We start from the raw sequence: 12,498 nt of genomic DNA on the forward strand, positions 1-12,498 counted from the left end.
GCACTGCTTGGCTCTGACGGTGCGCCGTCATGCGGTGGCGCTTCGGACGTCTGCCGCTATCCCCGCGAACGGTAAAAGGGTGCTCAGACCGCGGCGGAAGTGGAAACCTCGACCGGAAACGCTGGTGTCGTCTGGCGGTTCGCCACCGGAAGCGATGGGGGGGGGCGTTCGACGCGTGTCACACGGTAGCGAACTCCACGTCGGCCCGCGGAGTTAAACCGTCGGCCGCTGTGGTGGCGGATATGCACGCGTTCGCCGCGCCGCTCCAGTTGGTCCCGAGCTTCGGTGTCCCGGGTATCCTGAGCACGCTGATACTGATTGTCGTCGTCATCCTCGTGGCTCGGGTGGTGCTGTCCATCGCGCTGAAGGTAGCGATCGTCGCCGCTATCGTCGCAGGCGTGCTGTGGTTCTTCGGCCTGCTCCGACTGGTGCCGTTCCTATAGACCCTCTATGAAGTTCTCGATAACATCGTGGCCAACGCCCGTGAGCACCGACTCCGGATGGAACTGTACCGCCGTTATCGGGTGTGACTCGTGACGAACGCCCATCACAAGCTGTTCGTCGTCGGCCGTCCGCGCGGTCACGTCGAAGCAGTCCGGCACGGCCGTCGCGACCAGCGAGTGGTAGCGGCCCGCCTGGAACCCCTGGTCGAGGCCCGCAAACACACCTTGGCTATCGTGCTCGACTGGGAACGCCTTCCCGTGGACAGGCTCGGGGGCCCGGCCCACTTTGCCGCCGTACTCGTACACTGCTGCTTCTAAGCCAAGACAGACGCCCAACGTTGGCACCTCGGGCGACACCGTCCGGAGCACGTCTGTTGTGACGCCGACGTCGCGGTCGTTTCGTGGGTGGCCCGGCCCTGGCGAGACGATAATTCCCTCGGGGTCGTGGGCGCGCACGTCCGCCAGCGACGCGGTATTCTTTACTACGTCTACGTCCGTGCCGTGCTGGCTGACATACTCGACGAGGTTGTAGGTGAACGAGTCGTAGTTGTCGACCACGAGGACACTCACTGCTCGAGCACCTCTTCTCCCTCCGTCTGTTCGATTGCCTCGAGCGCAGCAAGTACACCGTCCATTTTCTTTTCCGTCTCCTCGTACTCGTTTTCCGGATCGGAGTCGGCGACGATACCTGCGCCTGCCCGAACGGTAACGCGCTGGCCGTCGTCTGCATCCTCAACGGTAGCTGTCCGGATGACGATGGCGAAGTCGGCGTCTCCCGTCCACGAGTAATAGCCGACGCCGCCGCCGTAGACGCCCCGTGGTGTCTCCTCGAGCGCGTCGATTATTTCCATGGCCCGTACCTTCGGTGCTCCCGAGAGCGTCCCGGCTGGGAATGCTGCCCGGGTTGCGTCGAAGGCGTCAGCCTCGGCCGCCAGCCGGCCCGTAACAGTCGATTCGATGTGCTGGACGTGCGAGTACTTCAGTACGTTCATGAACTCGTCGACGCGGACGCTACCGGCCTCGCTCACCCGCCGGACATCGTTGCGCGCGAGGTCGACCAGCATCGTGTGCTCGGCTCGCTCCTTCCCATCCGCGAGCATCTCGCCAGCCAACCGGCGGTCCTCGACCGGCGAGGAGCCGCGGGGACAGGTACCGGCGATGGGGTTAGCCATCACCTCGCGGCCGCGCACGGAGACAAGCGTCTCTGGCGACGCGCCGACGACGGTGCGGTCACCGTAGCCGAGTAAGTACATGTACGGCGACGGATTGACATCCCGCAGCGCTCGATAGAGCCCGAGCGGGTCTACCTCGCCCCGTAGCTCCCGTGTCCGCGAGAGCACCCCTTGGTAGATATCACCGTCAAGGACGTGTTCCTTCGCGCGCTCGACGGCCCGTTCGTAGTCACCCCGCGAGCCGGCTGTCTCTGACTCACGGACGAAGCCGCCCGGTGACAACTCGTCGGCCGTCGCTAGCAGTTGCTCGACTCGCTCGACCTCTGCCGCGAGCTCGTCGTATACTGCGTCGGGGTCATCTGTCTCGCGCACAACCGGTGTGAACACCAGCGACGGTGTCTCGGCCTCGTCGTCGAACACGAGCGTGCGTGTGTTGAGGACGAACTGTGCGTCAGGGAACCGAGAGTCGGGCCGCTCGACGCCTACCTCCTCCAGCCAGAGGTCGTAGACGGCGTCGTACGCGAGGAAGCCGACGAGTCCGCCGTCGAGGTGTCGCCGCTCGCTTGCGCCGAAGCCGCGCCGCGGCACGTCCGGTAAAATACCCCGGAGCGCGTCGACGCAGTCGCCGTCCGTCTCCGGCGTGAGCAGGTCAGCGTACCGCTCGTCGAACGTCTCGACGCTCGTCGCCTCGGGGGCGACTGTGACGGCAGCCACGGGGTCGTAGCCAACGAACGAGTAGCGAGCGTGCCGGTCGGCGTCGTCCGTCGAGAATGCGCCGTCTGGGTCTGAGGAGGCTACTTTCCCTGCCGACTCTAGCAGGAAGGCGTAGTCACTCCGGGTGGCATCGGTCGTCCGGCCGGTGAGGGCGGCGTAGGCCGCCAGTGGCTCAGCATCGACATCAAGGGGGGCAGCCACCCGGACGACACAGGGGGCGTCGGCGGCCAGTTCGCGGAACCCCGGACGGTCGACGTCCAGCCGCACGGTCACGCCCCCTGCGCGCGCTCGACGAACGCGCGTACCGCGTCGTGGTCTTTCACGCCGCCCTCTCGCTCCACGCCGGAGGCGGTGTCGACGGCGTACGGTTCAACGACCGCGATAGCCTCGCGCACGTTCTCGGGCGTTAGTCCGCCCGCAAGTATGAGCGGGCGATCGAGATTGGCTGTCATCTCCCGGGTGCGGTCCCAATCGTGAGTTTCGCCGGTACCGCCGCCACCGTCCTCCGTAGGCGTGTCCACCAGCAGGGCATGGCCGACGTTGCGGAACTCCGCCACTTCCTCAGGGCCGACAGCCGGCACCACCGGGCCGTGAAAGTTTGTGATGAGCACGGAGACATCGCCGGGTGCGAGCCCGTGGGTCTGGATTGCATCCGCGCCGACCAGCTCGGCGAGCATCGCGGCGTCCGCGGCGGCATCCGGCATCGTCACTAACACGCTCGTCACGAACGGCGGCACGGTGTTGATGAGCTGTTCAGCCTTCGCGGGGGGTATCTCGCGGGGCGTGTCCACGTCAACGTCGACGATGAACCCGAGCGCGTCCGCGCCGGCCGCGACGGCGGCCCGCACGTCTGCCTCGCTGGTCAGCCCGCACACCTTCGCGCGCACCATTCTCACTCGCCCTCTCCGTCCGCCAGCGCCGCGAGAGTTTCGGCAGCTGCCCCCGAGTCGATGGCCTCGCGTGCCCGGTCGACGCCCTCACGAAGGGTTGCTACCTCGTCGGCAACGTACACTGCCGCGCCCGCGTTCGCGAGTATTACATCCCGCTTAGGCCCCTTGAGATCCCCAGAAACAATGGCTCGCAGGTCAGCGGCGTTCTCCTCAGGAGTGCCTCCGGCGATGGCCTCGATTGGCGCCGAGTCGAGCCCGAGGTCTGCTGGCGTCAGCGTGTACTCCTCGACGCTCCCATCCGTGAGTTCGGCAACGGTCGTCTCGTCGTGAAGTGCGATTTCGTCGAGTCCCGAGCCATGGACGACGAGTGCGCGGTTGACACCCAGCCGTGAGAGTGCCCGCGCAAGCAGCGGCACGAGATCGGGGTCGTAGACGCCAACTACCTGCGCATCCGCACCCGCAGGGTTCGTTAGCGGTCCGAGCACATTAAACACTGTCCGCATCCCGAGCTCACGCCGCGGGCCGATGACCGCCTTCATCGCTGGGTGGAAGGCAGGCGCGTGCATGTAGCCGATGCCGTCCGACTCGATGCGCGCTTCGACCGCCTCGGGTGAGGAGTCGAGATCGACGCCTACCTCCTCTAACACATCCGAACTTCCCGACGAGGAGGAGACGGAGTAGTTGCCATGCTTTGCGACAGTGACACCCGCGCCGGCGGCCACCATCGTCGCTGTCGTCGAGACATTAATAGTGTCGTAGTCGTCACCCCCGGTCCCGCAGGTGTCGACCAGCGGCCGCCGGTCCGGATCGATGGTTCGGGCGGCCTCGCGCATCCCCTCCGCAAAGCCCGCGATTTCAGCCTCTGTCTCGCCTTTCGCGCGCAGCGCTGCCAGCAGCGCGCCAATCTGTGCCTCTGTAGCTTCCTCAAAGACAAGGCGTGCGGCTTCGCGTGCCTCCGCTTGCGTGAGGTCCTCGCCATCTGTCACGCGTTGAATGAGTTCCTGCATTATGAACACCAATGTACGCTCTTGCGTTGTGATGTACAAGTCTGTCCATCGGTAAAAGCCTGCCGACCACGTCCGGCCGCCGGCGGCGGAGTCGAAACCTTCAATTACGCCACCGGGTTACCGAGGAGTGGACGCAAGCGAGGGTTCGTGGTCTAGGTCGGTTATGACACCTCCTTGACATGGAGGAGATCGGCAGTTCAAATCTGCCCGAACCCATATAGAAGTTCTAGCGTTTCTGTCGGGTGTATCGGAATGATTTCTCCGTGACACGGTTGCATTACTCTCCAGTCAGGCGGTCTTGTCCACGGGCACAGTCAACACTGGTCGATCCGTCTCCAAGAGTAAGTCGTGTGCTGTTGACCCGAACAATACCTTCCCAGTAGGCGTGCGCTTGCGGATGCCGACGACGAACGCATCGGCGCCGTACTCGTCGGCGGCCGCGAGCAGGTCCTCCTGTGGGGTGGTGGCCCTCACTCGTTGGGTCGTCTCGGCGCCAAGTTCCTCGGCCAGCACCGCTAGCGCCTGCTCGCCCGTAGCAATCGTCTCCTCATCGGCATCGCTTCCGACCGAGTTGAGCGCGTACAGTTCGTCAGTCTTGTCAATGTAGGCAGTTGCCTCCGCGGCCAGAATTCTGCTCGTCTCCGGGCTATCCGTTCCGATGAGGAATGTTGTCATGTCGACGCCTGCCGCCGGAGCGAACAAAAACCTCCTCTTCGCGGCGACCGGCCGAGCGTTGATGTGGCTGGCAGCCCAAGTGATGTTGCGATGTGCTACGACCCGCTGTTCGGTGACCTGTATCTCAAAGACGAGATTGCACGCCAACTCACCGAGCGAGAGGAGACTGTCCCGACGGACCGTCTTGCGGCCACCGCCGAGCCATCGACCGACGACCAAACCGACGAGACGGACCTCGAGGGTGCGGAGGTTCTCACCGGCCCGGCAAAGTGACCGTTCCGTCGGTCCCGGGCCGTCGGGATTACTTTGAAGACTCCGCGCCGGGAACTCCGAAAGGAGGGATTTAGATGGATATTGAAGACATCGTCACGCGGGAGTTCACCGAGGTTGACGTCAACGAGCGACTCGGAAAGGTCCGCTCGGCGTTCGAGCGGGAGAACCGGAAGGGCATCATCGTCACCGACGACGGCGACTACGCGGGCGTCGTCACGGAGAAACAGCTGCTCCAGTCGCATGTCGAGGACGACACGAAGGCCGGCGCGATGATGCGCTCGGCACCGCGCGTGAAGCGCCGAGCCGATGTCCGCGATGTCGCTCGAATGCTCATTGAGGGCGGCGTGAAGATGGCACCCGTCTTTGACGGCGAGACGCTGTACGGTGTCGTCTCCGCGAACGCCATTCTCAAGGCGGTGCTGGAAAACCTTGACGTGCTTACTGTCGACGATATTTACACGGCCGAGGTTATCTCTGTCTCGGAGGACGCCTCCGTCGGCAAGGCAATTAACCTGATGCGCGAGAACGGCATCTCCCGGCTTCCAGTCACCAACGAGAACGGCTATCTCGCGGGCGTGGTCACTACCTTCGACATTACCGACATCGTCGTCCGCGACATGGACAAGGCGACCCGTGGCGACCGGAGCGGCGACGTTGAGCGGATACTTGACCTGCCGGTGTACGACGTGATGGTGAGCCCCGTCGACACTGTCTCCCGAACCGAGACAGTGCAGGCAGCCGTTGAGCGGATGCTTGAAGGCGACTACGGCGGACTAGTCGTGACTGACGACGAGGACGACCGACTCGTCGCCGGCATCGTCACCAAGACGGACGTGCTCCGCGCGCTCACCTACACTGAAGAGGAGCACATGGACGTCCAAATAACGAATGTCGACCTGCTGGAGGCCATCACGCGCGAGGATATCGTCGCCAGCGTTGAGGCTGTCGCTGATAAGTACGCCGATATGCAGGTCCAGCACGCTCACGTCCGGTTCAAGAAGCACAAAGAGAAGCTCCGGGGTACTCCGCTCATCTACGCGCAGATTCGGCTGCGCACCGACCGCGGTCAGGTGGGCGGATCTGGCGAAGGGTACGGCGCAGAGTCGGCGTTCCGGGTTGCTCTCGACAAGCTGGAGCGGAACGTGGTTGAGCTGAAGGGTGTCCAAGCCGATGAGGAGTACGAAGGCCAGTTGCTCCGGAAGCTCGGCGAACTCTAACGGACGACGGTGACGGGCACGCTCGCCCGCCTGACGACGTTCTCGGCCACCGAGCCGAGCAGTACCCGCGAGATGCCTTGGCGGCCATGGCTCCCAATGACGATTTCGTCCACCTCCCGTTCGTCCGCGAATCCGACGATAGTGCGGGCGGGCTGTCCAACCTCCGTCGCCGTCTCGACGGTCACACTCTCTGGGGCATCCGCCCGTGCCTCGGAGAACAATTCCTCGGCGGCCGCCTCTGCCTCGTCGTACCACTCCTCTGAGAAGCTCGGGAGCCCAGCCTGGGCGCCGTAGCCGGCCCGCGCCGGGTTAATAACGTGCAGCAGGGTCACCCTCGCATCGGGGAACTCCTCGTATGCGTACGACAGCGCCGCCTCGGCCTGCTCGGAGCCGTCCAGCGGAACGAGCACGTGCTTCCGTTCGACCATGTCTGAATCTCGGCCGGCCCCGCTGAAAAAACCACTCGCCGACGGTCAGTCGCGGCCGTGGCGGGTTACACAGTGCGGGAGCCCGACCACCTCAACCGGTTCTGAGTTATCTGGCGAGTACACCGCCATCTGGCCCTTCTCAAAGTACGGCACCTTCCCCTCCAGCGATGCTGGGATGTTCACCGACTTGATGGCGTCCTCGTCACCCAGGTTCAGGACGACGGTGGTGTTTACCTGTTTGAATACGGGGTCGGCGATGTCCTGTGGGTCTTGAGTAATCAGGAACAGTCCGAGCCGCTCTTTGCGTCCCTGCTTTGCCGCCTCGGAGAACTTCCGGATGACCTGTCTGGCCTGCACGCTGTCGGCGTCTGTCAGGAAGTTGTGCGCCTCATCCATCCCGAGAATTAGTGGCGTCTCCTTGATACGGTCGAACCGCGGGTCATTCGACAACTTCTCGTCTACGAGCAGCGACGCCACCGCTAGCACCACCGTCGTCGTCTGTCTGGAGTCGTTAATGTGGTACGTCGGCACTGTCGTCAGCCCGCCGGGGCGGACGAACTCATGGACTTGGTCAGTAATAGGAGGCGCATCTCCGTCGAAGACGGCGTTGAAGCCACGGGTCTTCCGCTTCACCGCGTCAAACGTCGCCTCGTGGACGACGCCCGTTTGGTCAAGTTCCTCCTTCAGCGAGGAATCTGCGAGGAATGTCCGGAATTCCTCATACGTGCCGTCGCGGCCGTGGCTCTGGAAGAATCGGTCGAGCAGTGTCCGCAGTCCTTGGTACTGATTGTCGTTGAGGCCGGCGCCGGAGACTAGCCATGGCCGGGAGCGTACCATCGCGAATGGGAGCGTGAACCGCACCTGCTCGGCGCGGTGGTGGTCGGCAGCATACGTCGCCCCGTCAACGACTGGGACGAACGCTATCGTGTCCTCATGGCCCCCATGTGCGACCCCCTCGATGTCCAGCTGTCGGCCGAACTCCGCGGGGTAGTCGCCGTCGTCGTGCATCTGTGCGTACTCATCTTGCGGGTCGAACTGAACGACCGCCGCCCCTGGCGTCCGACCGTCGTCCATCTCGTAGGTGCGACCGAGATACTGTCGGAGAATGTTTTTCGATGCATGAGTCTTCCCGGAGCCGGTACCGCCAGCGACGAGCGTGTGCCTGAACACGAGCGGGTCGCCATCCGTGTCGTTGTCCTTTAACCGGTAGTCGACGGTGGGCGGCTCCCCCGCGGTCCGTATCTTTTCGCCACCAACCGCAAGGTGCCCGAGGAACACCCCTTCCCCGGGCACCTTCAGCCCCGTCTTCACCTCCTGCTCATCAGCCGCCTGCCGCACCACCGTCTCCGGCTTGGGGACGCGATCTGGCATCCGCCGCCGGAGTTCGTCGTTCTCGGAGTAGAGGACAGCTAGCGGTTCCAGTGTCGCCATGAACTTGTAATCGGCCTCGTCGATACCCTCTGAGCGCATCGCTCGGCGGGCATGAATCTCCGTCGCGTCGTCCGAACGGAATTCCTGAGCGTACTCCAGAGCAGTCACCTTGCAGAACAGCGCTTCGCCATCGGGGTACTCCGCGACGGCGTACGCGCCTACCCGAACCCGTGAGCGGTTTCCAACGGTGACGTACGCTCGCAGACGGGTGTCATCCTCATGTTCCCCAACCGAGAGACCGTCGGCCGCGGAGAGCGTCCCTAGCCCGCGGTCCTGCCCTGCAGGGGTCGCCTGGACGGGTTTGAACTCATCCTCTTCGGACGACGCGGAATCCTCTCTCTCCACGGCATCTGCGCCGGGGGATTCCTCCGAGTCGAACTCCTCGAAGTCCCCAAGATCGGTCATGTACCGGCGTGGCGGCTCTGGCGACAAAAAGCCACGCTCACCACGGCGAAACTGGTCGAAATCTAAATTAGATGCCGTGTTTAGCCAGAGCGGGTCTGATCTCGCTGTCCGCAGGTTCGCCGCTACTGACGCTGTGCCCGGCACCGACTCCGGGCTGACCGTGGGCCTCGCCGTCTCGTCTGCGGTGCCGTTGTCCCGCGCTATCACCGTGCTGTACCCGGCCGTGACGGCCTCACCTCGGCGCACTCCTGCTCGGGATGGCGGTCCTGCTTGTGCTCACGGAGTTGAGTTCCGTCGCGATAGTTACTCTTCTAGGGGCCTTATCGACCTGTTCGGGAGGAAGCCGGCGTCGCTTCGGTCAGGGCTGGATACTCGCCGGTCTGGTGCCGACTTAGCTCGGCGCGCAGTGCGTCCGCCTGATACGGGTGCTGGTCGTGCTGCTCACGTCATAGGTAGTCCATCCGGTAGAAATACGCGAGCATGAGCACGGCAACGAGCGCCATCCCGACCATCGCGGCGGGGTAGCCGAACCGCCACGCCAACTCTGGCATGTTGTACGGTGAGTCGGCGAAATTCATTCCGTAGACACCAGCGATGAACGTGAGTGGCAGAAAAATGGTCGCGACGACGGTGAGCGTCTTCATCACCTCATTGGTTGACTGCGAGACAGTGTTGAGGTAGATATCGCGCGCACCTGTGGTCAGGTCGCGATACGTCTCCGTCAAGTCGACCGCGCCCACGAGATCGTCGTAGACATCGCGGTAGTATTTCTCCGTGGCGGGATCAACCTGCTCGGGGTCGCCTCGTGCCAACAAGCCGACTGCCTCACGGGCCGGCCACGCTACCTTTCGGAACGACAGCAGGTCCCGACGCACCCCATTGATACGCTCCAACGTGTCGATGTCCGTTGATTCGAGCACCTCTTCCTCGATTATCTCAATAGTCGTCTCCACACGGTCAAGCAGGTCGAAGTAGCCTGCAACGATGACATCGATGACGCGGTACGCGGTGAAGTCAGGCCCCCGCTGAAGGAGCCGCTCGTCCCCCCGGCCGACAGCGTCCCAGACTCGGTCGACAGCGGGCACGCGAGTAGGCGATAGTGTCACCACCCAGTCGCCGCCAATGAAGACACCAACGGGGTCCTCGCGTACCTCCTCGTCGAACGGCGTGTCCCCCGCGGTCAATTCAGCGGCCTTCACGAGGACGAACGTGTAGCCACCGAACTCCTCCGTCTTCGGGCGGACATTGTTCTGGACGTCTTCCACGGCGAGTGCATGGATATCGAAGGCGTCGGCCACTTCCGCCATCGCCTCGTCGCTGTGGGCTCGTGCCCACGTCGTCCCGGGTGCGTCGCGGGCCGCCGCAGGGTCGTCGAACGACTCGACGCCCCGGTCAGCCGAGTAAACAACAGCCTCGGTCACGTAGCGTCACCCACGAACAGCAGCGACAGGCCGACCATCATGCCGACGAGCGCTAGTTCGCGTCCAGGGTACGGCTGAACGGTGCCAACAGCGTAGCCTGCGACCGCCGATAAGAGACAAAGGGTGCCGACGGCCGCGATTCGGTCCATATCGGCGGGTCGACACGGGCAATAAAAAGCGTTGTCCGCGTTACGACTCGGGGGCCGGTGCCGGGTGGTCAACGCCGCGGAATAGCGTGTCAACCCGCTCCTGTTCGTCTATCTGCGTCGGGTGGACGGCGACGGCGACGACGAAGTCTCCTTCGTGTTGAATCTTCGTGATGTGGAGGAACACCTCAACCTCCTGTCCTCCCTGGAGAGTCGCGTCCGCCCGGAATTTCGATACCGTGGTCTCCTCCCCAAGCATCGTCAACGTCCGGTTCGACTCGAAGCGGACGTTTTGGATGCTGTCGTACTTTTGAGTTACTCGGCTGACAAGTTCTCGGTTCGACAGTTCACCCACGGGGTTGAACGGCCCCTGGCCGGCCACCTTTACCTGTGGCGTCGAGAGCACGATCATCCGGGCGACCTGCTGATCGCTCAACACTGTGTCTGCCGACCGGCTGTACTCCGAAAGATGGTTCGTCACCGATACGTCACGCTCCTGACCGGCCGCAGTGAACGTCCGGTTGATGGTCTGTGTCGTGCGTCGTTCCTGCTCGTACCCCGCATCTTGGCGAGCAGAGTCGCTCACCTGCACCGGCTCCGCTTCGAAGGTGAGCGACTCGCCGCCGGTGAGAAAACCGACACAGCCACTCGTCACGAGCACTGCCGCGAGAGCAAGCGCCGCGACCGTCCGTCGTGTAGTCATACGGCGATTTTACTCGCCTCTCCGACATAAACCTCGTGGCCCGGGATTACTCCAGCCGGTAGCTCGGCCCATCGTCCGTGTCCTGGACCGTTACCCCGACCTCCTGGAGTCGGTCACGGAGCTCGTCGGCCCGCTCGTAGTTGCCGGCTGCCCGCTCCTGCTCTCGGATTTCCAGCACGAGTTCAACGAGCTCATCGGCCAGCTGCGCGTGGCCCTCGCCCGACTCCCCGAAGACGAGACCGAGCACGTCGCCGCCCAACTCTTCCAGTGCCTCGACAGCCTGCCGGAGCCCCCGGTAATCGTATTCGTCGGTTGAGTCGACGTGGGCGTTCACCGCCGACGCCAAATCCAACAACGCCGCCAGTGCCTCTCGCGTATTGAAGTCATTGTTCATCGCGGTCGTGAACGATGCGCGGGTCTCTTCGACGCTCGCCCGAAGGTCCGTATCCTCGCGCTTCGTCCGGGCCGTCGGCGAGTCGATGGCCTCGACGGCACGGCGATATGCGTTCTCCAGACGCTCGGCTCGCTGTTCAGCCTCGTGGATGGCTGCCTCCGAGTACGTCTGCGTGGAGTTGTAGGAGGCTGACAGGAAGAACGTCCGAAGCGCATTTACCCCGAAGCGGGGGACCGCATCGGCGACAGGGATAAAATTGCCTAGCGAGGAGGACATCTTCTCGTCGTCCATCTGGAACAGGTCGGCGTGGAGCCAGTAGCGGGCGAACTCCTCGCCGGTTGCGGCCTCGCTCTGAGCAATCTCGTTCTCGTGGTGCGGGAACACAAGATCGCGCCCGCCCATGTGTATATCTAGCGTCGTGTCGAGGTGGGTCATGCTCATCGCCGAGCACTCTACGTGCCAGCCGGGCCGGCCCTCACCCCACGGAGACGCGAACGTTTCGCCGGACGGTGTGTCGATATCGTACTCGCGGTCGTCGTGACGGTGTTCAGCGACCGCCTCGGCGTCGACGCCGCCAGCCTTCCACAGCGCGAAGTCGGCAGGGTGACGCTTCTCTGCCCGTTCCTCCTCGGGCCCCTGTGCCTCCACGTCGTCAAGTCGCTGGTTCGATAGCTTCCCGTAGTCGCCAAACGCAGTCACGTCGAAGTAGACGGACCCCCCGGATTCGTAGGCGTACCCCCGTTCGACAAGGGTCTCGACCAAATCGATTATTTCTGGGATGTGCTCGGTGACACGGGGATACACCTCAGCACGTTTTAGATTGAGTGCCCGCATGTCCGCGAGCAACTGGTCGATGAACCCCGCCGCAACCTCCTGCTCCGAGTCGCCCAGTTCGCCTTCGCCGACTCGGGCGACAATCTTCTCGTTGAGGTCCGTGATATTCTCGACGTGGCGAACGCCGTAGCCCAGCTGTTCCAGCCACCGGTGGATGGTGTCGACGTGGACCCATGTCCGCGCGTGCCCGAGGTGAGCGAAGTCAGAGACCGTCAAGCCACAGTAGTAAAGAAGCACGTCGTCGGGGTCCTGTGGCTCGAACGGCTCCTTTTCGCCAGAGAGCGTGTTCAGCACGCGCAGCGTCATCACTCGGGATTGCCGCGGGGGCAACTAGTAAGCGTCGGA

14 protein-coding genes and 1 tRNA gene are annotated in these 12,498 nt (G+C 63.6%); 4 read left to right on the forward strand and 11 right to left on the reverse strand.

Translation table 11 applies throughout. The features are described from left to right. Positions 1-242 precede the first annotated feature (242 nt). Positions 243-443: a hypothetical protein gene (locus ABEJ63_RS00440; RefSeq protein ID WP_375794362.1), complete on the forward strand. Its 201-nt coding sequence runs from the start codon at positions 243-245 to the stop codon at positions 441-443. Here ABEJ63_RS00440 and trpG read toward each other — a convergent pair. From trpG to trpD, 4 genes are read right to left on the reverse strand one after another with little or no spacing between them, the layout of a single operon-like run. Next, on the reverse strand, positions 438-1,013 hold the full coding sequence (trpG, locus tag ABEJ63_RS00445) for an anthranilate synthase component II (protein WP_375794363.1): 576 nt from the start codon (positions 1,011-1,013) through the stop codon (positions 438-440). The genes ABEJ63_RS00440 and trpG overlap by 6 nt on opposite strands. Next, the gene (gene trpE / locus ABEJ63_RS00450; protein ID WP_375794406.1) at positions 1,010-2,596 is read right to left on the reverse strand and encodes an anthranilate synthase component I; all 1,587 of its coding nucleotides are present in this window, start codon (positions 2,594-2,596) and stop codon (positions 1,010-1,012) included. The genes trpG and trpE overlap by 4 nt, the downstream gene beginning before the upstream one ends. Positions 2,597-2,598: 2 nt before the next feature. After that, positions 2,599-3,219 carry a phosphoribosylanthranilate isomerase gene (locus ABEJ63_RS00455; RefSeq protein ID WP_375794364.1) on the reverse strand — a complete coding sequence of 207 codons (621 nt, stop codon included), beginning with the start codon at positions 3,217-3,219 and terminating at the stop codon, positions 2,599-2,601. Between the two features lie 2 nt (positions 3,220-3,221). Further along, a complete protein-coding gene (trpD, locus tag ABEJ63_RS00460) occupies positions 3,222-4,226 on the reverse strand; it encodes an anthranilate phosphoribosyltransferase (protein WP_375794365.1) in 1,005 nt (334 codons plus the stop codon). Between the two features lie 141 nt (positions 4,227-4,367). Between trpD and ABEJ63_RS00465 the strand changes: the two genes are divergently transcribed. Further along, positions 4,368-4,442: transfer RNA gene (locus ABEJ63_RS00465), tRNA-Val, on the forward strand. A 72-nt stretch (positions 4,443-4,514) separates the two neighbouring features. Here ABEJ63_RS00465 and ABEJ63_RS00470 read toward each other — a convergent pair. Further along, positions 4,515-4,901 (reverse strand): universal stress protein, encoded by a 387-nt coding sequence (locus ABEJ63_RS00470; RefSeq protein WP_375794366.1) that lies wholly within the window; start codon positions 4,899-4,901, stop codon positions 4,515-4,517. A 63-nt stretch (positions 4,902-4,964) separates the two neighbouring features. Here ABEJ63_RS00470 and ABEJ63_RS00475 point away from each other — a divergent pair, with 63 nt between their 5' ends. Further along, positions 4,965-5,174 carry a hypothetical protein gene (locus tag ABEJ63_RS00475; protein WP_375794367.1) on the forward strand — a complete coding sequence of 70 codons (210 nt, stop codon included), beginning with the start codon at positions 4,965-4,967 and terminating at the stop codon, positions 5,172-5,174. Between the two features lie 74 nt (positions 5,175-5,248). Next, complete coding sequence (locus ABEJ63_RS00480) at positions 5,249-6,391, forward strand: CBS domain-containing protein (RefSeq protein WP_375794368.1); 1,143 nt, start codon at positions 5,249-5,251, stop codon at positions 6,389-6,391. Here ABEJ63_RS00480 and ABEJ63_RS00485 read toward each other — a convergent pair. From ABEJ63_RS00485 to cysS, 6 genes are all read right to left on the reverse strand, one after another. Next, the gene (locus ABEJ63_RS00485; RefSeq protein WP_375794369.1) at positions 6,388-6,819 is read right to left on the reverse strand and encodes a universal stress protein; all 432 of its coding nucleotides are present in this window, start codon (positions 6,817-6,819) and stop codon (positions 6,388-6,390) included. The genes ABEJ63_RS00480 and ABEJ63_RS00485 overlap by 4 nt on opposite strands. 45 nt (positions 6,820-6,864) lie before the next feature. Further along, positions 6,865-8,655 carry an ATP-binding protein gene (locus tag ABEJ63_RS00490; protein ID WP_375794370.1) on the reverse strand — a complete coding sequence of 597 codons (1,791 nt, stop codon included), beginning with the start codon at positions 8,653-8,655 and terminating at the stop codon, positions 6,865-6,867. A gap of 446 nt (positions 8,656-9,101) precedes the next feature. Continuing rightward, entirely contained in the window at positions 9,102-10,076 is a 975-nt protein-coding gene (gene corA / locus ABEJ63_RS00495) for a magnesium/cobalt transporter CorA (RefSeq protein ID WP_375794371.1), read from the reverse strand. Continuing rightward, entirely contained in the window at positions 10,073-10,225 is a 153-nt protein-coding gene (locus ABEJ63_RS00500) for a hypothetical protein (protein ID WP_375794372.1), read from the reverse strand. The genes corA and ABEJ63_RS00500 overlap by 4 nt, the downstream gene beginning before the upstream one ends. Positions 10,226-10,265: 40 nt before the next feature. After that, positions 10,266-10,925, reverse strand: a complete 660-nt coding sequence (locus ABEJ63_RS00505; protein WP_375794373.1) for a DUF6517 family protein — start codon at positions 10,923-10,925, stop codon at positions 10,266-10,268. A 46-nt stretch (positions 10,926-10,971) separates the two neighbouring features. Further along, positions 10,972-12,459: a cysteine--tRNA ligase gene (cysS, locus tag ABEJ63_RS00510; RefSeq protein ID WP_375794374.1), complete on the reverse strand. Its 1,488-nt coding sequence runs from the start codon at positions 12,457-12,459 to the stop codon at positions 10,972-10,974. Positions 12,460-12,498 lie beyond the last annotated feature (39 nt).

The sequence above is a fragment of the Halosegnis sp. genome, assembly GCF_042216475.1.
Taxonomy (GTDB): Archaea; Halobacteriota; Halobacteria; order Halobacteriales; family Haloarculaceae; genus Halosegnis.

Coding starts and splice junctions, on each gene's coding strand:
- trpD (WP_375794365.1), bottom strand. CDS start 4,226: ATGCAGGAACTCATTCAACGCGTGACAGATGGCGAGGACCTCACGCAA.
- cysS (WP_375794374.1), bottom strand. CDS start 12,459: ATGACGCTGCGCGTGCTGAACACGCTCTCTGGCGAAAAGGAGCCGTTC.
- ABEJ63_RS00480 (WP_375794368.1), top strand. CDS start 5,249: ATGGATATTGAAGACATCGTCACGCGGGAGTTCACCGAGGTTGACGTC.
- ABEJ63_RS00455 (WP_375794364.1), bottom strand. CDS start 3,219: ATGGTGCGCGCGAAGGTGTGCGGGCTGACCAGCGAGGCAGACGTGCGG.
- ABEJ63_RS00485 (WP_375794369.1), bottom strand. CDS start 6,819: ATGGTCGAACGGAAGCACGTGCTCGTTCCGCTGGACGGCTCCGAGCAG.
- ABEJ63_RS00490 (WP_375794370.1), bottom strand. CDS start 8,655: ATGACCGATCTTGGGGACTTCGAGGAGTTCGACTCGGAGGAATCCCCC.
- ABEJ63_RS00470 (WP_375794366.1), bottom strand. CDS start 4,901: ATGACAACATTCCTCATCGGAACGGATAGCCCGGAGACGAGCAGAATT.
- ABEJ63_RS00505 (WP_375794373.1), bottom strand. CDS start 10,925: ATGACTACACGACGGACGGTCGCGGCGCTTGCTCTCGCGGCAGTGCTC.
- ABEJ63_RS00500 (WP_375794372.1), bottom strand. CDS start 10,225: ATGGACCGAATCGCGGCCGTCGGCACCCTTTGTCTCTTATCGGCGGTC.
- ABEJ63_RS00440 (WP_375794362.1), top strand. CDS start 243: ATGCACGCGTTCGCCGCGCCGCTCCAGTTGGTCCCGAGCTTCGGTGTC.